Consider the following 22,576-nt stretch of genomic DNA (forward strand, 5'->3'; position numbering starts at 1 on the left):
GACAAGACTTGTGCAGGAGCATAGCGAGGCCACTGAAGAAGTGTTTTATTATATAAATAATAGATAAAGCTCTTATGTTTAGTTGGATAAAAATGGTATATATAGTTTGGGAACGACTATCATGTTGGTTAGGAGAGGCGTCCGTACGACTCCTGCGGGATTAGCGAGACAGGCGAGACCCCACAGGAGCAAAGCGACGAGGAGGCTCGGCGCTCGCCCCGCGGAAAGCGTGTGGTAAGCCTCGGATAACCGAACGAAAACCTCTGAGTACTTGGATTGTCACTATCTATATTTGATAGCATCCACTTTTTCAGTAACCTCAGCATAGCGACGAGGAGCCTCGGCGCTCGTCCGCGGAAAGCGAAGTGTATTCAGGCTGCGGGTTAAATAATAACCATCTATACGAAAATAGCCTAAAATTTAGACTGTAGACCTACGTGAAAAAAGCAATAAGTAATGAGAACGGGCATATAGCCACTAGAAGAAGCCCTCGATATTAAAGTACGCTAACAATATGCTGACAGGTTTTGCTTTCTCTTTTCTATGCCGAAGTAAAAAAACTGTAACAAAAATGAACTATTTCCGCAATAAAGCAGGAAATTCCTTTTGCTACAATGAAAGAAAAGGGATACGATACAATATTGCTGAATAGTAAGTTCTAACAGGGATGACAGGAGGAAGTTTATGACTTTAGAAAAAAAATTAATAGATAAACTATATTATGAAGGATACACAAAGGATAGAAAGGAACTTCCTATTGAAGTGTTAGGGCAATTATATAGATCAGAACAAAGCAAAAATATTCCGGATTTAACTTCTATTCGCTTTGCACAAGGTGAACTTTATTTTCAATATCAAGATTATGAAGCAGCTATTTTTAAATGGGAAAATATTAATAATGAATTAGAGCCATGGGCAAAGAAAAACTTAGCGGATGCCTATATGGCATTAGGAGAATTACCTACTGCTGAAAGTATTTATAAAGCGATTCTTTCCGACTCTGATTTATTAAACGTCGAAATTTCTTTACAATTATTTGCTCTTTACATAGAAAAAGGAAACCATGAAATGGCACTGGCTACGATTAAGAAGCTAATAATAAGCCATCCAGACTATAATAATATGACATTGCTTGCACGGTCATATTTTGAAGAACAAAAGTATTGGGATGAAGCGGTAGAGTTAGCTATGAAGGAAGGGGCAAGAACGGAATCATTAAAATGGTATGAATCTCTAATAAACTATGCCGATTTAGGGGTAACTGCAAACTATGAACCGGGCTATTTCATCACTAGTTTAGATCATGCACAGAAGTTAGATCAGCAAACATTTGAACGATTGGTTTTATCTATATGGAATAAATACGAAAATACAAGCTATTATTTAACTTGGTTAAAAGAATTTAATCTATTATTTAATAAAATACTGGCTGATTCATTTGAACCATGGGGAGAACTTCCTGCTCAATTAGGAAAAACATATATCACATTAATTAGCGGTGTGTATCCTATTAAAGACATAAAAGGTATTGCATCAGTTGCTTTAAGCAATTACTTTACGATTGCGGAAGGCCAGCAAGAAATGGTTGCTGCATCGTATATATTAGCATGGAATGACATGTTTCCATATACCATTCAAGGTGAATATGTGGCGAAAGCAGAAGCTCGGATTAACCAAATATCAGGAACATATGTTGAGTTATCACAATTTATACAACTTTTTCAAGATATATTAAATTGGGCAGATAACCATGATATTCGAATAGATAAGAAATTTGCCAAAAAAGTCATCGAATATATTCCATCGAAAGCTTCACATCTTTTTATCGTTGGAGCTCCTGAAAGCGGTGTAAATGAATATATAAATGAACTGATTGGAGCAGCAATTTTAACGGAAGATACTACTAGTCTAGTGGCTATTAAAGAGCATGATTATTTGGAAATTAAGGAAATTACAGATGAAGAAGATGATACAATTGACAATTTATCTAATTTTTACGATGAATTACTTGTAACAGATCATCAAAATGATGTAAAAGTATATGACTTATATACTCCATCTCCATTTTTAAGTGAAAATAACTGGATCATTACGACTGCACCGTTTTACCCTAACGAACAATATGCAGAGTATGGGTTGTTAGCAGATAGTCTAGTCTATGTAATAAATGATAGAACATTATTTCGAAATAATGAACATGAGAAATTATTAGAGATGCAAGAGAAAGTTCCACAGCTTACTATTCAGTTTTTAATTTATATGGAAGATGCAGATAACGAAATGGTTGCAACAAAGCGATTGCAAAAGGCAACCTCTACTATTCAGCACTATTTTCCAACAAGTGAAATCTTTATCTATTCACAGCAAGAAGATAGAGGGAATCACTTAGCTAAGATAAGCAGCTATTATCAAAGGCATTTTTCTGATAGACGGATGAAAGAAGAGAGAACAGCAAAAAGCATTGCGATAATTCAAGACCTTATCACAAACTTACTTGATAAACGGGTAGATTTGGAAAATAGCATAAGCGACACGTTGACGATGTATCAAGAAATTGTTAGTAAATTAACTGGTGCAAGCAACCAATTGAGTGATATGGAAGCGGAAAAAGCTAATGTCATAACGGAGGAATTTCATCGTTTAAAGAGAGTTGTCACACAACAAATAATGAAAGATATTCCGGAGTTGCTGCAATCATGTAAAGATATGGTGAAGGAAGATAGTGACTTTGGAAAAATACATGTTCAGTTAAATGATGAAATGAATAAGCGGATTAATCAATATGTACAGAACACGCTGTTACCGAATCTTCATGATCAAATAGCTGGATGGATTGAGTTATCGGAACAAGAATTTACAAACAGCCAACAGTATTTGCAGGAGCTATGTGAAGGATTCAATGATCTTTATGAAAATCAGCAGATGGAATTAATAGGTGATTTTACCGTACTTAATGATTGGAAAAGAGACGCTCGTCGTCTGACAAGTGGAATTGTTGTTGATCACCAAAATATTTTGCTGCGATTTAAACCTTCTCAAGTTTTATTAAAAAGTGCCGGGAAATTATTAGGAAGTATTCCGCAAAATAAAAAAATGCTTTATTCAAAATATCAAAAATTTCTTGAAACAGAAGATTTTTCTGAAGTGGCAGCTTCAGTTTCCAATACATTTACTGTCCCGTTTGAATTTTTTGAAAAGGGAATAGATAGTGACATTAACATGTTCTTTAAAAATCCACAAAGCGTGCTGCAGCAAACAATTGCGGAAAAAGTAGTAGAAATAAAGGATAACAAAAGCTTATTAGAAAAATTAAAAAACAACCCAGAGATGTTCCATGATCCACTAAGGCTTTTTGAGCTTCAATTATTACAGTATGATTGGTTAACAAGTGCATCAAAGTTGGCAACAGCAAGCGTTTTTCAAGAGGAAAAATGATCTTGTTTAGACAGCAGCGGAAATATGTAAAGGCTGTTTTCGTATAGATTGTTGCTTTTAAACGCGCAGCCTGAATACACTTCGCTTTACGTGGACGAGCGTCGAGCCTCCTCGTCGCATACGCTCTGCTTAAGTCTCGTCTTTCTCGCAGTCTACGTGTATTCAGTCTGCTAAGTACTTCTACTCTCATTTTTTTACGCGAAAAACAACAAACTTTGAGAAAACAGCCTATGTAAAAAAGGCAGTCCTAATTGGGCTGCCTTTTTAATAAGAAATTATAATTTAAATGAACTTTTGAGGGAAACGATACGATTAAATACGGGCTTTTCAGAAGTAGTATACTTTGGATCTACACTAAAATATCCGTGTCTAAAAAATTGAAACTTGTCGTATGCTTGAACATCTTTCATATTCGGTTCAATAAAACCTTGTACAACCTCAAGTGAATGATGGTTCACATAATCTAAAAATGTTTTTCCTTCTTCTATTTCTGTTTCCTCATCTAAAATAAGAGGTTCATACAAACGGAATTCAGCTGGGATCGCTTGTGATGCATCAACCCAATGAAGTGTTCCTTTTACTTTTCTGCCTGTAAAACCAGATCCGCTTTTTGTTTCGATATCATACGTACAGTGAAGCTCAACAACATTGCCATTTTCATCTTTTATGACATCTTCACATTTAATAAAATATGCGTGTTTTAAGCGAACTTCGTTTCCAGGGAACAGACGGAAATACTTTTTCGGTGGATTTTCCATAAAATCTTCTTGTTCAATATAGATTTCACGAGAAAAAGGAATTTGTCTTGTTCCCATTTCAGGGTTTTCAGGATTAATTTCCGCATCCAGCATTTCAACTTGTCCTTCAGGATAGTTTGTAATAACAACCTTTAACGGATTTAATACACCCATTGTTCTTGGTGCTTTTAATTTTAAATCTTCCCGAACGAAATGATCGAGCATCGCAGAGTCAACAGCACCAGAGCCTTTAGAAATTCCTAGCTCTTTACAAAATGCTTGGATTGCCTCTGGGGTAACGCCTTTTCTTCTTAAGCCGGAAATAGTCGGCATTCGTGGATCATTCCATCCATCTACATATTCTTCATCCACTAATTGTTTTAATTTTCGTTTACTCATTACAGTATTTGTAATATTAAGTCTCCCAAACTCTATTTGTTGTGGGGTGCTTTCCATCTCGCATTCTTTAATTACCCAATCGTAAAAAGGTCGTTGATCTTCAAACTCTGTTGTGCAAAGCGAATGGGTGATTCCTTCGATGGCATCCTCTAATGGGTGAGCAAAGGCGTACATCGGGTAAATACACCATTTATCCCCTGTATTATGATGATTTGCGTGGGAGATGCGATAAATCACCGGATCACGTAAATTAATATTTGGTGAAGCCATATCTATTTTGGCGCGAAGTACTTTTTCACCATTTCCAAAATCACCATTTCGCATTGCTTTAAAAAGCTGAAGGTTTTCTTCCACTGAACGTGTACGATACGGACTTTCTTTACCAGGTTCTGTCAAAGTTCCACGGTATTCTCGGATTTCGTCTGCAGATAAATCATCGACATAAGCAAGTCCTTTTTCTATTAACAACACGGCACGGTTGTACATTTCATCAAAATAATCAGATGCAAAAAGTAAATTTTCCCATTTGTATCCAAGCCATTCTACATCTTCTTTGATAGCATTTACATATTCAATATCTTCTTTTAATGGGTTCGTATCATCAAAACGAAGATTCGTTTTGCCGTTAAATTCATCTGCTAGACCAAAGTTAATAAAAATGGATTTTGCATGCCCGATATGTAAATAACCATTTGGTTCTGGTGGAAAGCGCGTAACCACAGAACTATGTTTCCCTGTTTCTAAATCTTCTTTAATAATGCTTTTAATAAAATTTGAGTTATTATCCATCTATATAACCACCTTTCTTTTTATATATGAAGTTTTTAGTAAGTAATCAAGAACACAAACTAAGCTGATAAATAGATAAATAAAAAAAGTACTTATTATGATTATAACAATAATATAACCAAAATTTTATTATAAACTTCGCAGAAACGAAACGAAAGTAGAATAATTTATGTATTTTTGCTATTTTTTAATTTTGTAACATATATTAAAATTTTTATAAAATTCTAAATTTTTAGAAGGGATTTGCTGTATTCTGTCGAATAGTTTGTAAAAGGGGTGTTTAATAAATGATAAAAAATTATGAAATAAGAGAACATTATTTTGATGAAATGTTTGAAAATCCAGAAAAGCCGCAAATGCATTACCAATCATTATTTGAAAATATGTCTTCATTAGATGAGGATACTATTAATAATAGACATATGTTAGCTGAACAGGATTTTATGAGACAAGGGATAACATTTACTGTATATGATAACGAAGAAGGAACGGAAAGAACGATGCCTTTTGATCCATTGCCGCGAATAATTCCTAAAAATGAGTGGGTAGTCATTGAAAAGGGGCTGCAGCAAAGAGTAAAAGCGTTAAATTGTTTTCTTGAGGATATTTATACCGAACAAAATATTTTGCGAGATAACGTAGTTCCTCGTGAATTAATTGTAACATCTCCCCATTTTTATCATCAGGTATACGGGGTAAAGGTTCCTGAAAAAAATCATGTCTTTATTGCTGGCATTGATTTGATTAGGGATGAAAAAGGGAACTATTTAGTATTAGAAGATAATATTCGAAATCCTTCCGGGCTTTCCTATGTTTTTCAAAACCGTTATATTATGAGAAAGCTTTTTCCAGAGATGTTTAAAGGGTATGAATTGCAGTCGTTGGATAATTATTTATACGAGATGCATGCTGCTTTAAAACGCATCGCACCAAATAATAAAGAAAACCCAACAATTGCTTTGCTAACACCAGGGATGTTTAACTCAGCTTATTACGATCATAGCTTTTTAGCAAAACAGATGGGAATAGATCTGGTGGTAAGTAGAGATTTGATTGTTCAAAACCGAGTCGTATATATGAAAACAACAAAAGGGTTACAGCAAGTAGATGTTATTTATCGACGAATTGATGATGACTATTTAGATCCTTTAGAGTTTAAAGAAGACTCTTTAATCGGAGTACCAGGCTTGTTGGATGCTTATCGTGCGGGGAATGTATCTATTGCCAATGCGATTGGAAATGGGGTTGCTGATGATAAAGCAACATATGCATACGTTCCGGATATGATTCGATATTATTTAAATGAAGAGCCGATATTGTCGAATGTAAAAACATATATTTTATCCAAAAAGGAAGATTACGATTATGCATTAAATCACTTGGATGAACTTGTATTTAAAGAAAGAAACTCTTCTGGCGGATACAATATGCTAATAGGTCCGCATGCTACAGAAGAGCAGAAAAGCATATTCCGGGCAAAAATAATCGAAAATCCGGAAAACTTTATTGCGCAGCCTACCATTTCTCTTTCAACGTTGCCTACATATACAGAAGAGGGAATTCAAAGCAGGCATGTCGATCTTCGTGCATTTGTATTGTTAAATGAAGAACCACGTGTTGTACCAGGGGGATTAACAAGAGTTGCATTAAAAAAAGGCTCGCTTGTTGTCAATTCATCACAGGGCGGCGGAAGCAAAGACACATGGGTATTAGGCAATAGTGCAGACGACAAGGGGGCGGAATAAATGTTAAGTCGTGTGGCAGATTCTCTTTATTGGATAGCTCAAAATATGGAAAGAGCTGATTGCATGGCAAAGCTGCTATCAGTAAGAATTGTAACTATTCTAGAAAATCACAATCCATTGCTGGGCACGGAAAGTGATTGGAAAGAAGTTATTGAAATAACAAGCAAAAAAGAAGATTATAATAAATTATATGATACATATGATCGTGACTCTGTTATCCAGTACATAGCTTTTTCTAAATTTAATGTTAACTCTATTTTATCTTGTATAAAGGTTGCAAGAGAAAATGCTAGAACGATTCGTGAGATGATTCCAATCGAATTATGGGAAATAATAAATGAATTATATTTAGAAATAAAAAATTTCAGGCCAGCCGATTTAAAAATGGAACAATTGAATCGCTATTTTCAAAGTATTCGGGAAAAATATTTATTATTTCAAGGGATTATTTCAGTTTTAATGCCACGAACAGAAGGATATTCATTTTTAGTATTCGGCAAATATTTGGAGGTTATCCGAAAATTAGCTCAAACACTTGACGTGTGTTATCATAACAAACAAATAGAAAGAGTTGAAAATGAAGATAGTCACTACCATTTTTGGAGTTCTGTTTTAAGTAGCTTAAGCGGATATGATTCTTATATTCAAAAATACCAAGCATCGATGGACCCTATTAAAATAGTTAATTATTTGCTATTTGATGACACGTTGCCACGTTCAGCAAGCTACAGTGTTCAGCAGTTAACCGATGCTTTTCAACGGTTGGAAAAACAACAAATAAATGATTATGCAAGAAAATTATATGATCAACTAGAAGAGTTACATAAAGAATTGCGCTATCATTCAGTGCAAAATTTACCGATTTCACTCCATGAATATTGTCAAAGGTTACAGCTCCTTTGTGATTCGCTTGGAATTACGATAATGGAGACATATTATCTAGGAGAGATGATTCCAACATGAAATATGAAGTGCTTCAACGATCACATTATAAATATAGCTTGCCAGTGAAGCAAAGCATTAATCAATGTATTTTCAAACCATTGTCAACTACAAGTCAAAAGTTATTGCAATATGACCTTATCATAAATCCGCAAGCAACTTATTATCATCACGATGATTATTGGGGAAATGAAGTCAGTACTTTTTATATTTGGGATTCTCATGATGAATTATTAGTAGAAACTCGTTCTTTATTGGAAATTAATTATCAAAAGCAGGATATTTTTATTAGTGAACAGGTGAAAAATAAAATGAAAATGGCATCATTTCAGGCAGAGTATGCAGAGTTTCTTATGCCCACATCTTATACGATGCTGAAAAAAGAAATGATTCAATCCGTAATGGACAAGCTAGGAGAAAAGGATACGGATGTCTACACCTTTTTGCACAGATTAAATGAATATATTTATAATAGTTTTGCCTATGTACCTGGTGCTACACATGTAAAAACGGTTGCCTATGAAGCATTTGAAAAACGATCTGGGGTTTGCCAAGATTTTTCTCATGTCATGTTAGCGATATGTAGAAATGCCGGTATCCCAGCACGTTATGTGAGCGGCTATATATATGGTGGAGAAGACGCTGCTATGCGGGGAGATTCTCAAACACATGCATGGATAGAAGCGTATATTCCAGAGTACGGTTGGATCGGTTTTGATCCAACCAATAATATGATGGCATTAAATCAGCATATCTGTGTTGCGACAGGAAGGGATTATGCAGATATTACGCCATTAAAAGGGGTATATATTGGAAGTGGAACACAAGATATGAGCGTGTCCATTAGTGTAAGCAAAGTAAAAGATAACGATAAAGTTTACTGTTAAAAAAGAGCTTTCCCTTCGATGGGAAAGCTCTTTTTAAAATAATAATCGAATGACCGCCATACAAAAAACACCACATAACACGGTTGTCAGCAGGCTTTTTGTTTTTATAGCAACAATAAATGTTGGAACAACCGCTAATAAAACGGTCCAATTTAATTGTAAACCTGCTTTGTCTTTTATTAGCAAGCTTTCGACAATTAATCCGGTGAAAATGCAAACTGGAATAAAGGACAGCCATTTTTCGACCGGTTTTGGTATGGAAAAATTACGCACTAATATAAAAGGCAGCACTCTTGGAATAATGGTAACGAGCATACATCCTAAAAGAAGGAGAAGAAATTCAGTTGTTATCGTCATTTTTCCGTCACCACCCCGACTGAAGCAACAATGATCGTCGAAAGAATGACAGCAAGGCTTCCAGAGACAATGGATGACAGAAGCAGCATGCATATAATCATTAAGATGATAAGAAATACATAATGCTTTAATTTAGAATGCTGAATCGTTTGCAGCTGTAGAATAAGCAACGCAATAAACATAGCAGGTAAAGCGAAATCAAATCCTAAAATTTTTGGGTCTGGCAACCAACCTCCTAAATAAGCTCCTAGTGAACAAGAAATGATCCAAACAATATAAGCAGTTAAATTAAGCCCATTCATCCATCGGTCACTGATAGGGAGTTTTTTTGCGACCTTTATAATAGCAACGCCAAAAGATTCATCTGTTACTAAGCTGCCAATTCCAATGTTTCTCAATAATGAATAGTAGCGAAATGATGGAGCTAATGCCGAGCTAAGCAACAAATGTCTTAAATTAACGATAAAAGTGGTTAAAATAATAGCACTGATTGGGCTAGATGCAGCAAGCATAGCACAAATAATAAATTGTGCAGATCCTGCATAAACAAGAGTAGACATCAGAAAAATTTGAAAAATGTTTAATCCGGATGATACCCCAACAATGCCCATAGCTATTCCGATACTAATATAGCCTAATAAAGTTGGAATACAGTCTTTTATCCCGTCTGAAAATGTAGGGGTGTAAGCTTCTTTTTTATAGGAAGTATTTAAAGTATCCACCATTGTTCTCCTTTTTTGTATTATATATTATCTATTTGTATGTTATAATGAACATTATAGTAAGGTTCGGTAAATAAATCAACTATTCATTTAAAGGAGATTAGAATGCAGTCTATTACGAATACAGTTGGACAAAACTTAGAGAATCTACGAAAAAAAAGGGGATACAGTCTAGATAAAGTCGCAGAATTAACGGGTGTCAGTAAAGGAATGCTGGCGCAAATTGAAAAAGGGAAATCAAATCCAACAGTCTCAACGCTTTGGAAAATAGCAATGGGATTACAAGTGTCTTTTTCCTATTTTTTGGCTGAAACCTCCACAACAGTTAAAAAAGTTAGCATCAAGGAAATGGTAGCATTTGAAGATGACAGCAGTCAGTATCGGCTATTCTCGTTATTTCCTTTTCATCCAGGGAAAAAATTTGAAATATATACGATTCAGTTGGATGAAAATGCTAGTCATATTTCAGAAAAGCATCCTGGAGAGGAGTATATCTTAGTAGGGGAAGGAGAGATTAGTTTAGAAATTGGTGAACATATGTATAACTTAGAAGCAGGAGATGGTTTACAATTTACACCAAATCAAACGCATGTTTATAAAAATATATCGAACAAAACAGCTACTATATTTAACCTCATCTATTATTCTGAGTAAAAGTATGGAACCATTAGAAGAAGATAAACTGTAAATGCAACGGCGGGAAAAAGGGATGAGAGCAAGAAAAACAGTACGACGGCAAAAATACGGAATATGGAATCTATAAACATTTCTTATTAAAACAAAAGCTATGTTAAAGCTTATTGTTGATTTTGGCACAATGTTGATTGTTGTGGAAGGCGTGAGACTCCTGCGGGAAAAGCGCCGAGGAGGCTCCCGGACCGCCCGCGGAAAGCGAACGCCTGAAACGGAAATCAACAGGCAAGTTTAACAGAGCCAAAACAAAAAAACCATCCTCTTGTACGTGGTGAGAATGGTTTTTTCGATGTTTTTTTTGTTTTTTTATGAGTTGTTCTTGTTTCGTTTTTGTTTTTTTCGTAACAGGATGAATAGCTCCCCAGCTTCCTCTGCGAATCGTTGTATCAAATCCATATTCCTTCAAGTACTTATCTCTTTTCTTTTTTGCTTGTGATTTTGCCATGTTTTAACTTCCTTTCTTATTACAGATATGGGAGTACTCCCAATATAGCATGCTTTCCTAAAATTTCAATCATTTTTGGACAGCATGCTTATTTTCTTATTTTACAGATGAACGGTGTATTTTTCTACTTTTATGTTGCGGATTGTTTGGATAATTCTGGATGTCGGTGCATCATGGTAATTAATAGGGCCCCGCTTATTAATAGTAAAATACTAGTTGATAAGAAAACAGCTGAGAAGCCGTAAGATGCTGCGACCATGCCACCTAATGCTGGGCCGATTACATTTCCAAAAAATCGCAAACTTGTTTCATATCCTAAAACCTCGCCTTGCATGGCTATAGGAGCTTCTTGACGAATATATGCAATTCTAACAGGGATAATACCGCCGATTGAAATACCTAATATAAAGCGGATAATAAGTAGCTGCCAAAAATGATGGATAAATCCGCCCGGCAAATAAATAATTCCAGCAGTAAATAAAAGAATGACAAGTATTTTTAAATAGCCGGTTCGATCGCCGATTTGTCCCCATTTTTTTGCCATTAATAAATTGCCTAAACCTGCGGCAGAAAAAGCAATGCCAGAAAATAAGGCAATATTTTCAGGTCCATGAATCTCGCTGACATATAGGGAAAGAATCGGTTGAATGCTAAAATGTGCAATCTGCACTAAGGCAGAAATAAACAAGACGGTAATAAAAATAGGGTTTTTACATATAAAAGCTAACACTTCTTTGCTTGAGTAATGTGTTTTTGTTCCTTTTGTAATAGGAAGAACAAATTCTTTTGTTGCGAGAACTAAAACAACAGAGATAAAGAGGAAAATGGAAGTAAAACGGAAGGTTGAAGAGAAACCAACCACATCAGCTAGTACACCGCCAATCATCGGGCCAATTAACATACCAGTAATGCTTCCTGTCTGCAAGGAGCCGAGAACTTGCCCTGCTATTTTTTTTGGCGTTTGAGTAGAAATAAATGCTTGCGACATAGGAATAAACCCTGTGAAGAAACCGGTGAAAAAACGAAGAATGAATAACTGCCATACAGAGGTTGCGAAGCCCATTAAAAATATGGATAACCCTAATCCAAAGCCTAAAATAATCAGGATTTTTTTTCTTCCATATTTATCCCCAATTTTACCCCAAAATGGTGAAAATAAAAAAGCAGATACAAATGTAACGGAAAAACATAATCCAGACCAATGCTGTACATAGTTTTTTGTAAAGTTTCCGAATGTTTCAATATACAAAGATAAAAAAGGTAAAACCATTGTCATGCTGCCGGCAACAAAAAAGTTTGCGAACCACATAATGATTAAATTTCGTTTCGAATAACGCTGATCATCCAAATTTAACACTTCTTTCCGAAAACAATTTCGTAATTCTAAATATTATCATATCGTAAAATGAAAAAAATGAAAAGCGCTTTTCTTTACTTTTATATATTTTTGTGCATGTATTATTGGAAAAATTATTTTTTTACTAATATAAGGCTTGTTTTGTCCTCTCTGAAAAAACAATTGTTTTTTCAGAAAGGAAAAGTTCTTGATTCTTTCCCAATAAACAGTAATAATAAGAAAGTGTAAAAGAAATAGAGTATGATAATTTTTAGAAATGATTTACAGAATATACTAATTGAATAATGGGAGTTGTAGAAATGAAGGTTGTAAAGTTTGGCGGAAGCTCATTAGCAACAGGAACACAATTAGAAAAAGTGTTAAGTATTGTCCAAGCAGATGAAAAACGGAGAATTGTCGTTGTTTCTGCTCCAGGAAAAAGATATGAAGAGGATATGAAAGTGACGGATCTTCTAATTGCCTGCGGAGAAAAAATGATGGCAGAAGAAGACGCAACAGATCTTATTGATACTATTATGGAAAGATATGCAAATATCGCAAAAGAGTTGGATCTTTCTAATGAAATCATAACAAAAATAAAGGAAGATTTAGAAGAAAGTTTACATGGAGATAAATCAGATGAAAAATCTTATTTGGAAGCAGTAAAGGCGTGTGGTGAAGACAATAATGCAAAACTTGTTTCCCACTTTTTTAATCAAAGAGGGGTAAAAGCACAATATATCAATCCAAAAGATGCAGGGCTGATTGTAAGTGATGATCCAGGAAATGCCCAAGTTCTTCCTGAATCATATGATCGTTTATATGCTTTAAGAGAATATGATTCTATTATTGTTTTCCCAGGTTTTTTTGGTTATAACGAAAAAGGAAATGTAGTAACTTTTTCAAGAAGTGGGTCAGATATAACAGGCGCTATTTTAGCTAATGGAGTAAAAGCTGAGCTTTATGAAAACTTTACAGATGTAGATGCCGTTTATTCTGTAAATCCTTCTATTGTTTCAAGCCCAAAAGCGATTAAAGAACTTACTTATCGTGAAATGCGTGAATTATCTTATGCAGGTTTTTCAGTTTTTCATGCAGAAGCTTTAATACCGGCGTATCGCGCAGGAATACCTGTTAATGTTAAAAATACGAATAATCCAACTGTGCCTGGTACGAAAATAGTGGCTTCAAGAAATAATACAAATGGACCTGTTGTTGGTATTGCTAATGATAAGGGCTTTTGTTCTATTTATATAAGCAAGTATTTAATGAATAGAGAAGTAGGTTTCGGAAGAAGAATATTATCTATTTTAGAAGATTTTCAGATTTCCTATGAGCATATGCCTTCAGGAATAGATGATTTAACGATTATTTTAAGACAAAATCAGCTAGAAGGAAAAAATGAAGCGGAAATTATCGAACGTATTAAAGAAGAAGTGCAAGCAGATCAAATTCACGTTGAGCATGATTTAGCCCTTATTATGGTAGTAGGAGAAGGAATGCGTCATAATGTTGGCACGACAGCTAGAGCCTCTAAAGCATTAGCAGATGCAGGAGTAAACATTGAAATGATTAATCAAGGATCATCAGAAGTAAGCATGATGTTTGGTGTCAAAGAACCGGTAGCAAAAGATGCTGTAAAGGCGCTGTATCAAGAGTTCTTTCAATAAAAGTGAGTTCAAAAAAGAATTTTATTAAGTGATACTATTTGAACATTCTCTTAAAGCGAAAGGGAGTTTATAATGACAATAAAAGCACTTGTTTTAGATATGGATGGAACAATGCTTAACAAAGAAAGCAGGGTAAGCCCCCAATTAAGCAATTATTTAACCGATTTAAGAAAAACAGGATTAAAAGTTTTTATTGCTACTGGAAGAACGATATTAGAAGTGAAAGATACGGTACCGGAAGGCTTTGAAGTAGACGGGATTGTCACTTCAAACGGAATGTCAGCATTTATTAATGGCAAACAGTTGTTTCAGCATTCATTAACTCCGTCTCTTGTTGACTTATTAATTGAGGAAACAAGAGAACGAGGCTTATATTATGAAATTCATCCTGCAGAAGGAGAGCGCTATGTTCTGCTAGAGGATAAAAAGATGATTCTCGATGCCATTAAAGGAAGCCGCCCGTTATCTGTAGAAGAAATGGAATGGCGTTCAAGGAAAGCTGCTGTTGAACAGCATATACAATGGAAAGAATATTTAGATGCTCATCATATTAGTAAAATATACTTTTTTCATAAGAAGAAAGAAACTATGGATGCTTGGATATCTTTTCTTAAGGAATTAAAACAGGAAGCAGGATTTACATATGCTTCTTCCACAGAACACAATGTCGAGGTTACAGCAGAGAATATAAACAAAGCAACAGGTGTTAAATATTTATTAGACCATTTTTTACTTTCATTTAATGAAGTGTTGGCAGTTGGGGATGGCGAAAATGATTTGCCGCTATTGCAGCGGGTTGGTTATTCTGTTGCCATGCAAAATGCAACCGATTCAGTGAAAGCACATGTGGATGAAATAACTGAATTAACTTATAAAGAAGCTGGACTTTACCACTACTTGTCTAAACGATTTAAATAGGACTTGCAAGAGTAAAGCAGCTTATCAACCGTAACAGTAAAGGGATTATATAATCTCTTTACTGTTTTTTTGTAGAGTACGGAGACTGTAATTACTTAACTTCTCATTCATTGAGGTTATGAGGGGAAATGCATACTAGGTTTTTACTGTTTGTTTATAAACAATGGCTGTTTTCTCAAAGTTTGTTGTTTGTTACGTGAAAAAATGGGAGAAGCAGTACTCAGCAGACTGAATACACGTAGACTCCTGTGGGAATGCGAGAAAGACGAGACCCCACAGGAGCGTATGCGACGAGGAGGCTCGACGCTCGCCCACGGAAAGCGAAGTGTATTCAGGCTGCGGGTTTAAAAGCAACAATCTATACGAAAACAGCCTAAACAATTTAGGGACTCAAAAATTTTTTTTGTAGGTTTTTGTTAGAAATAATAACAAAAATATAAAAAAATGAAAATATTTGAAAGCGTAATCAAAGGGATAAAATAAATAATATTCATCATAGTGAATTTTTCTTCATTATTTATCATTAATTTTTATTATGATGATAATTAAAATAACTTAGTATACTAATGGTCAAATTGGCGTTAATTTATAAGAAATAGTTTAAATAATTAGATAAATCAAAATATTCGTTCTATATATAACGACTTTCTAAAAGGTGATTATTTGATGAGCATCTATACACATACATAAAACGGTATTACTGCTAAATAGGAGTAAATTCCATTATATATACAATGTTTATAGAAATATATACAGGAGGGATCATTATGTTAGAAAATTGGCATGAAGAATTAGAAGGTATGTTTGAACGAATGGTTGAGTGGAGAAGACATATGCATCAATATCCTGAACTCTCTTTTCAAGAAGTTGAAACACCTAAAATGATTGCAGGCATTTTAGAAAGTTTTGGAATAGAAGTGAAGAAGAATGTAGGCGGAAGAGGCGTAGTTGGGAAGATCTATGGAGCAAAGCCTGGAAAAACGATCGCATTACGTGCTGATTTTGATGCATTGCCAATCCAAGATGAAAAGGACGTACCATATAAATCAAAAATTCCAGGTGTGATGCATGCATGTGGACATGATGGACATACCGCTACATTATTAGCAGTTGCGAAAGTTTTACAAGATCATAAAGAGCAGATTGCAGGGAACATAGTATTGTTACATCAACACGCAGAAGAGCTGTCTCCTGGTGGAGCAAAGGCGATGATTGAAGATAATTGTTTAGAAGGTGTAGATGTTGTATTTGGTACCCATTTATCGTCGTTAAATGAACTAGGAAAATATTTTTATACTCCTGGTTATTCACAAGCTGCTGCAGATGCATTTGAAATAACCGTAAAAGGAAAAGGCGGGCATGGTTCGGCGCCGCATGAAACGGTTGACGCCATTGCAGTGGGGACAGCATTAGTAAATCAGCTTCAATATATTGCAAGCAGAAGAGTCGATCCGTTAAACCCAGTTGTGTTATCGGTTGGTTCCTTTCACGCAGGCAGTGCAAAAAATGTCATCGCAGATACAGCTACTTTAAAAGGAACGATAAGAACATTAGATACACAGTTGCGTGAGTTTATGGAAAAGGAACTAAAATTAATGACCGAACAGATATGTGAAAGTATGCAGGCAGAATGTGAAATTGATTTTATTAAAGGGTATCCAGCTGTATATAACCATGCAACGGAAATAGAAGTGTTTAAAGAAGTAGTAAGCAATACATTAAATAAGGACATGCTTGTTCAATCCTCTCCTATTATGGGGGCAGAAGATTTTTCTTATTATTTATTAGAAAAACCGGGAATGTTTTTTCATACAGGGGCTAGAGTAGACGGAGTTGCTTATCCACATCATCATCCGATGTTTGATTTTGATGAAAAAGCAATGATTTATGGCGGAAAAGCATTTTTAAGCATTGTGCACCATTATTTAGTATTAAATGTAGAAGTGGATGTGGCGGAAACGGTTCGTTAAGACAGAAAAGCTCTATTAATGCCGGATAATCAGATAATTCTATGGACAATTAATTTTTAAAAAAATTTGGATAGGAGAGTTGCTGCAATGATAAATAAGATGTTTGAACAGGTAGAAGCAATGTATGATCAGATGGTGGAATGGAGAAGACATCTGCATGAAAATCCTGAGCTTTCCTTTCAAGAGATAAATACAAGTAAAATGATTGGAGATATTTTAGAAGGATACGGTATCGAAGTGAGAAGAAATGTGGGCGGTAATGGAGTGATAGGAAAAATTTACGGAAGCAAGCCTGGAAAAACGATTGCTTTACGAGCTGATTTCGATGCACTGCCGATCCAAGATGAAAAAGAGGTTGCGTTTAAATCGAAAGTTCCTGGTGTCATGCATGCATGCGGTCACGACGGACATACGGCAACATTGCTTGCTGTTGCAAAAGTATTACATGATAACAGAGACAGTCTTGCAGGCAATATTGTGTTGCTGCATCAACATGCAGAAGAACTTCCTCCGGGTGGTGCCATTGCAATGATTGAGGATGGCTGTTTAGATGGAGTCGATGTTGTTTACGGGGCACACTTAGCTTCAAGAAGTCCCCTTGGTGAAATTCTTTATGGAGTTGGACCAACATCTGCTGCAAGTGATAGTTTTGAACTGAAAATCCAAGGAAAAGGGGGACACGGGGCATCTCCTCATCAAACAATTGACGCGATTGCAATTGGAGCACAAATTGCCAATCAATTAAAGCACATAGTAAGCAGAAGGGTAAATCCACAATATCCAGCTGTCCTTTCTATTGGCTCTTTTCATGCTGGAAATGCAGGAAACGTCATTGCAGATACGGCAGAGTTGACTGGTACGGTACGAACATTTGATGAAGACGTACGTGAATTAATAGAAAAAGAGATGGAAGAACTAATCAGTGGTGTATGTAAAGCATTTCATGCGACTTATACGTTTGATTATTCGAGAGGTTATCCTTCCACTGTCAATACAGAAAAAGAAACCAATATTCTAGTAGAATCTATAAAAAAAACATTGCCTGAAGCGAAATTAGTAGAAATATTAAAACCGAGCATGGGTGGGGAAGACTTCTCTTACTACTTACAGAAAAAGCCTGGAAGCTTCTTTTCCATTGGAGCTAAAAATAAAGAAATTGGTGCTGTTTATCCACATCATCATCCTAAATTTACATTTGATGAAAAAGCGATGTTATATACTGCAAAGGTATTTTTAAGCCTTGTCTATCAGTATACTACTTCGGAATTGAAGGAAGGATTAGCAGAAACGTCGATTTAATAAATTGGCTGTTTTCTCAAAGTTTGTTGTTTTTCAAATGAAAAAATGGAGAAGAAGTACTCAGCAGACTGAATACATGTAGACTCCTGTGGGAATGCGAGAAAGACGAGACTTAAGCAGAGCGTATGCGACGAGGAGGCTCGACGCTCGCCCACCGGAAAGCGAAGTATATTCAGGCTGCGAGTTTAAAAGCAACAATCTATACGAAAACAGCCAATAAATTTGAATTCAACAGGAGGGGGAAGAATGGGACAAAATATGCTGGAAGTAGACAAGCTGCAAACTGCTTTTAAAACAGATAAGGGGGAAGTTATTTCCGTTGAAGAAGTAACTTTCCACTTAAAACCTGGCGAAACAATCGGCATTGTAGGAGAGTCAGGCTGTGGAAAAAGTGTTACGTCTTTATCTATCATGAGATTATTAGGCACGCATGGCTATATAAAAAAAGGTTCCGTGCTATTAAACGGCAAGGATTTAACAAAGTATACAGAAGCAGAGATGAGGCATGTTCGCGGAAATGAAATATCAATGATTTTTCAGGAGCCAATGACATCTTTAAACCCAGTTTTTACAATCGGAAATCAAATGGTGGAATTAATTCGTTTGCATATGGATTATAAACCTAAAGAAGCGAAAAACTATGCGGTTGAGATGCTGAAAAAAGTCGGTATACCGAGAGCGGAAGTGATTATCGATGAATATCCTCATGCTCTTTCAGGTGGAATGAGACAAAGGGTGATGATTGCGATGGCTCTTTCCTGTAAACCCAAATTACTAATTGCAGACGAGCCGACTACTGCTCTAGATGTGACGATTCAAGCCCAAATATTAGAATTAATGAAAAGCTTAAAAGAGGAATCCAATACTTCTATTATGATGATTACACATGATTTAGGCGTTATTGCAGAAATGGCGGATAAAGTGCTTGTTATGTATGCAGGGCAAGTAGTAGAAGAAGCAGACGTTTTTACTTTATTTGATGAACCGAAGCATCCTTATACAAAAGGGCTTATAGATTCGATTCCACACTTAGAATATGAAGGAAATCAACGGTTGTATTCGATTCCTGGATCTGTGCCAACATTACAACAAATGCCAAAAGGCTGCCGTTTTCATACAAGATGTCCATATGCGATGGAAAAGTGTGTGACTGAAAAACCACCACATCTAATGGTTGACAAGAAAGAAGATCATAAAGTTAGATGCTGGCTTTATACAGAGAACAGCAGCACACCAGAATGGAGTAATGGAAGGGAGGTAAATGTATGAGTGTAGAAATATTACCCGAAAAAGACAGAATAGTCAGTGAATTACCGAAACCCCTTGTTGAAATTCAAAATCTAAAAAAATATTATCCAATTAAAAAAGGTATCTTTTCTAAAACAGTCGGACATGTAAAAGCAGTTGATGGATTAAATTTTTCCATCTATCCAGGCGAAACGATTTCCTTAGTTGGAGAATCAGGATGTGGTAAATCTACAACAGGACGAGCAATTGTTAAGCTAGATCCAGCAACGGAAGGGAAAGTGTTATTTGAAGGACAAGATTTGGCAGCCATTCAAAGTGCAGAATTGCGAAAAATCAGAACACAAATGCAAATCATCTTCCAAGATCCATATTCTTCCCTTAATCCGAGAAAAAGAATAGGAGACTTGTTGGCAGAGCCGTTGTTAGCACATAAATTGGCATCAAAAGAAGAAGTAAATAAAAAAGTCGATAAAATGCTCGAAATTGTTGGGTTGACAAAATTTCATAAAACTAGGTATCCTCATGAATTTTCTGGAGGACAAAGACAAAGGGTAGGCATTGCTCGTGCCTTAATGTTAAATCCTAAATTAATCGTTTGTGATGAACCAGTATCTGCATTAGATGTTTCCATTCAAGCACAAGTTTTAAATTTATTAAAAGATTTACAAAAGGAATTCAATTTAACCTACTTATTTATCGCTCATGGATTAGGAGCGGTTAAGTACATAAGTGATCGAATTGCTGTTATGTACTTAGGGAAAATTGTTGAATTAGGGAAAACGGAAGATATTTTTAAAAATCCTAAGCATCCGTATACAAAGGTTCTATTAAGTGCCTACCCAATTCCAAATCCACATATGCGAAACAGGGAAAGAATTGTAGTGGAAGGAGATGTTCCTAGTCCAGCAAACCCTCCTAAAGGATGCAGGTTTCATACAAGATGTCCAATAGCACAGGCAATTTGTAAAGAACGTGAACCAATTCTAGAGGGGATGGAACATTCTGTAGCCTGCCACTTTCCACTTTCATAACATTTAAAGGAGGGAGCCATTTTGTTTCAATATATTATCCGAAGAATTTTAATTGCTATCCCTGTTTTATTTGGGGTTACCATCTTTAACTTTTTTATCATTTATTTAGCACCAGGAAATCCAGTTGATATGTATTTAAATCCAGATGCAACCGAAGCTGATATAGAAGCAAAAAAAGAAGCGCTTGGTTTAAATGATCCTATCTATATTCAATACTTTAGATGGTTAAATAATATCATTCATGGTGATTTTGGTTTTTCTTATACAACGTATGAACCAGTATTGAAATTAATAGTGGATCGAATTGGCCCAACCTTATTATTAATGGGAACAGCGCTGTTGATTGCTTATCTCATTGCCATTCCAGTCGGGATTATAAGTGCTACAAAACAATATTCATGGATTGATTATTTAACGACAACTTTTTCATTTTTAGGTGTATCTATCCCAAGCTTCTTCTTAGGATTAGGTGGTATTTATGTTTTTGCATTAGTATTTAAGATTTTACCTACTGGCGGCATGTTTACGTTAGGAAGTGAAGGGAACTTTGCAGATACGCTGATTCATTTAATTCTTCCAGCTTTGATACTTGGAACTTCCATCGCGGGAAGTACGGTTCGATATGTAAGGAGCAGTATGCTGGAAGTATTAGGCCAGGATTATCTTCGAACGGCGCGTGCAAAAGGATTAAAAGAATTTGTTGTTACAAATAAACACGCTTTAAAAAATGCACTTATTCCGATTATTACAATTATCGGTATGGAAATCCCAGTATTGATTGGCGGAGCTGTTGTAACAGAACAAATTTTTCAGTGGCCAGGGTTAGGGCAATTGACCATTCAATCCATCAGCTCAAGGGATTATCCTACGTTAATGGCTATTAACTTTTTAGCAGCGTTTGCTGTATTATTTTCTAATTTATTAACAGATGTATTATATTCTGTTGTCGATCCACGCATTAAATATAGCTAGGAAGGAGGAGAAAAAATGAGTGTGCCAAATATGAAGATGGATACAGATATTTCGATTAATAATCCATTAAAAGTTTCAGCCAAAGAACAACTCGGAGCAGAAGAAAGTTATTTGAAATTAATAACAAAACGTTTTTTTAAACATAAGTTGGCAGTTGTTGGTTTAGTAATTTTTACACTGATTGCGTTAATTGCTATTTTTGCTCCAATATTGGCACCACATAATCCTTATTCCGTGGATGGGGAATTCGCGGCAGCTCCTTCATCTGATCATATTCTTGGAACAGATGAAGTAGGAAGGGACCTGTTTAGTCGTCTATTGTATGCAGCAAGAGTTTCATTATCCGTTGGAGTTGGTGCTGTAGCAATTTATGTTGCAATAGGCACCGTATTAGGAGCTATTGCAGGGTATTTTGGGAAATGGGTTGACATGGTCATCATGCGTATAACGGATGTATTTATGTCCTTTCCATATTTAATGGTTATTCTAGTTCTAGTTAGTATTATGGGCCCAAAGCTGATCAATGTAATTTTCGTTTTAGGTCTGCTTGGATGGCCGTCAATTGCAAGGCTAGTCCGAGGAAGTGTTTTATCAATTAAACAAATGGATTATGTAAAAGCAGGCGTTGCATTAGGATATTCAACACCTAAAATTGTCTTTCAGCATATTCTTCCAAACTGTATTGCACCAATTCTTGTCAACGCTACATTTGGAATTGCCTCAGCCATTATTATGGAAGCATCACTTAGCTTCCTTGGAATGGGAGTACAACCTCCGACTGCAAGTTGGGGAAATATGTTAACAGAAGCGCAATCAATTACGGTATTAGCATCACAACCTTGGCTATGGATTCCACCTGGCATTATGATTCTATTATCTGTTCTTTCTATTAACTTCATGGGAGACGGATTAAGAGATGCAATGGATCCGAAAAGCTTAAAGTAAGTGATGTTAGCATAATAAGACTACTAAGATGGGGGA

The 22,576-nt window shown here is 35.6% G+C and carries 18 protein-coding genes; 13 read left to right on the forward strand and 5 right to left on the reverse strand.

Annotated elements, in window-relative coordinates; translation table 11 throughout:
* Window positions 1-684 precede the first annotated feature (684 nt).
* Complete coding sequence (locus tag ACTYA4_RS14285; RefSeq protein WP_445505700.1) at window positions 685-3,435, forward strand: tetratricopeptide repeat protein; 2,751 nt, start codon at window positions 685-687, stop codon at window positions 3,433-3,435.
* A gap of 275 nt (window positions 3,436-3,710) precedes the next feature.
* Here ACTYA4_RS14285 and ACTYA4_RS14290 read toward each other — a convergent pair whose 3' ends face one another.
* Complete coding sequence (locus tag ACTYA4_RS14290) at window positions 3,711-5,360, reverse strand: glutamine--tRNA ligase/YqeY domain fusion protein (protein WP_443482241.1); 1,650 nt, start codon at window positions 5,358-5,360, stop codon at window positions 3,711-3,713.
* Between the two features lie 287 nt (window positions 5,361-5,647).
* On the opposite strand from ACTYA4_RS14290, the gene ACTYA4_RS14295 reads away from it, so the two are divergent.
* The 3 genes from ACTYA4_RS14295 to ACTYA4_RS14305 are packed head-to-tail and all read left to right on the forward strand — an operon-like array spanning window position 5,648 to window position 8,934.
* Window positions 5,648-7,105, forward strand: a complete 1,458-nt coding sequence (locus ACTYA4_RS14295) for a circularly permuted type 2 ATP-grasp protein (RefSeq protein ID WP_443482240.1) — start codon at window positions 5,648-5,650, stop codon at window positions 7,103-7,105.
* Window positions 7,106-8,068 carry an alpha-E domain-containing protein gene (locus ACTYA4_RS14300; protein WP_443482239.1) on the forward strand — a complete coding sequence of 321 codons (963 nt, stop codon included), beginning with the start codon at window positions 7,106-7,108 and terminating at the stop codon, window positions 8,066-8,068.
* Window positions 8,065-8,934, forward strand: a complete 870-nt coding sequence (locus ACTYA4_RS14305; protein ID WP_443482238.1) for a transglutaminase family protein — start codon at window positions 8,065-8,067, stop codon at window positions 8,932-8,934. The genes ACTYA4_RS14300 and ACTYA4_RS14305 overlap by 4 nt, the downstream gene beginning before the upstream one ends.
* 33 nt (window positions 8,935-8,967) lie before the next feature.
* Here the strand turns inward: ACTYA4_RS14305 and ACTYA4_RS14310 are convergent, their stop codons facing one another.
* The gene (locus ACTYA4_RS14310; RefSeq protein WP_443482237.1) at window positions 8,968-9,291 is read right to left on the reverse strand and encodes a branched-chain amino acid transport AzlD family protein; all 324 of its coding nucleotides are present in this window, start codon (window positions 9,289-9,291) and stop codon (window positions 8,968-8,970) included.
* The gene (locus ACTYA4_RS14315; protein WP_443482236.1) at window positions 9,288-10,016 is read right to left on the reverse strand and encodes an AzlC family ABC transporter permease; all 729 of its coding nucleotides are present in this window, start codon (window positions 10,014-10,016) and stop codon (window positions 9,288-9,290) included. Before ACTYA4_RS14315 ends, ACTYA4_RS14310 begins: the two co-directional genes overlap by 4 nt.
* A 102-nt stretch (window positions 10,017-10,118) precedes the next feature.
* Between ACTYA4_RS14315 and ACTYA4_RS14320 the strand changes: the two genes are divergently transcribed.
* Window positions 10,119-10,667 (forward strand): helix-turn-helix domain-containing protein, encoded by a 549-nt coding sequence (locus ACTYA4_RS14320; RefSeq protein ID WP_443482235.1) that lies wholly within the window; start codon window positions 10,119-10,121, stop codon window positions 10,665-10,667.
* Between the two features lie 136 nt (window positions 10,668-10,803).
* Here the strand turns inward: ACTYA4_RS14320 and brfA are convergent, their stop codons facing one another.
* A complete protein-coding gene (brfA, locus tag ACTYA4_RS14325; protein ID WP_443482234.1) occupies window positions 10,804-11,151 on the reverse strand; it encodes a ribosome rescue factor BrfA in 348 nt (115 codons plus the stop codon).
* 130 nt (window positions 11,152-11,281) lie between these two features.
* On the reverse strand, window positions 11,282-12,499 hold the full coding sequence (locus ACTYA4_RS14330) for an MFS transporter (protein WP_443482233.1): 1,218 nt from the start codon (window positions 12,497-12,499) through the stop codon (window positions 11,282-11,284).
* Between the two features lie 308 nt (window positions 12,500-12,807).
* On the opposite strand from ACTYA4_RS14330, the gene ACTYA4_RS14335 reads away from it, so the two are divergent.
* The 8 genes from ACTYA4_RS14335 to opp4C all read left to right on the forward strand — a co-directional run bounded on the left by ACTYA4_RS14335 (window position 12,808) and on the right by opp4C (window position 22,540).
* Entirely contained in the window at window positions 12,808-14,157 is a 1,350-nt protein-coding gene (locus tag ACTYA4_RS14335; RefSeq protein ID WP_443482232.1) for an aspartate kinase, read from the forward strand.
* Between the two features lie 72 nt (window positions 14,158-14,229).
* The gene (locus ACTYA4_RS14340; RefSeq protein ID WP_443482231.1) at window positions 14,230-15,075 is read left to right on the forward strand and encodes an HAD family hydrolase; all 846 of its coding nucleotides are present in this window, start codon (window positions 14,230-14,232) and stop codon (window positions 15,073-15,075) included.
* Window positions 15,076-15,842: 767 nt separating this feature from the next.
* Window positions 15,843-17,045 carry an amidohydrolase gene (locus ACTYA4_RS14345; protein ID WP_443482230.1) on the forward strand — a complete coding sequence of 401 codons (1,203 nt, stop codon included), beginning with the start codon at window positions 15,843-15,845 and terminating at the stop codon, window positions 17,043-17,045.
* A gap of 87 nt (window positions 17,046-17,132) precedes the next feature.
* Window positions 17,133-18,344 carry a M20 family metallopeptidase gene (locus ACTYA4_RS14350; RefSeq protein WP_443482229.1) on the forward strand — a complete coding sequence of 404 codons (1,212 nt, stop codon included), beginning with the start codon at window positions 17,133-17,135 and terminating at the stop codon, window positions 18,342-18,344.
* A 246-nt stretch (window positions 18,345-18,590) separates the two neighbouring features.
* Window positions 18,591-19,613: an ABC transporter ATP-binding protein gene (locus ACTYA4_RS14355; RefSeq protein WP_443482228.1), complete on the forward strand. Its 1,023-nt coding sequence runs from the start codon at window positions 18,591-18,593 to the stop codon at window positions 19,611-19,613.
* A complete protein-coding gene (locus ACTYA4_RS14360; RefSeq protein ID WP_443482227.1) occupies window positions 19,610-20,623 on the forward strand; it encodes an ABC transporter ATP-binding protein in 1,014 nt (337 codons plus the stop codon). The genes ACTYA4_RS14355 and ACTYA4_RS14360 overlap by 4 nt, the downstream gene beginning before the upstream one ends.
* 21 nt (window positions 20,624-20,644) lie before the next feature.
* A complete protein-coding gene (locus ACTYA4_RS14365; RefSeq protein WP_443482226.1) occupies window positions 20,645-21,595 on the forward strand; it encodes an ABC transporter permease in 951 nt (316 codons plus the stop codon).
* Between the two features lie 15 nt (window positions 21,596-21,610).
* The gene (gene opp4C, locus ACTYA4_RS14370; protein ID WP_443482225.1) at window positions 21,611-22,540 is read left to right on the forward strand and encodes an oligopeptide ABC transporter permease; all 930 of its coding nucleotides are present in this window, start codon (window positions 21,611-21,613) and stop codon (window positions 22,538-22,540) included.
* Window positions 22,541-22,576 lie beyond the last annotated feature (36 nt).

It is taken from the genome of Niallia yueguangensis, from assembly GCF_052663115.1.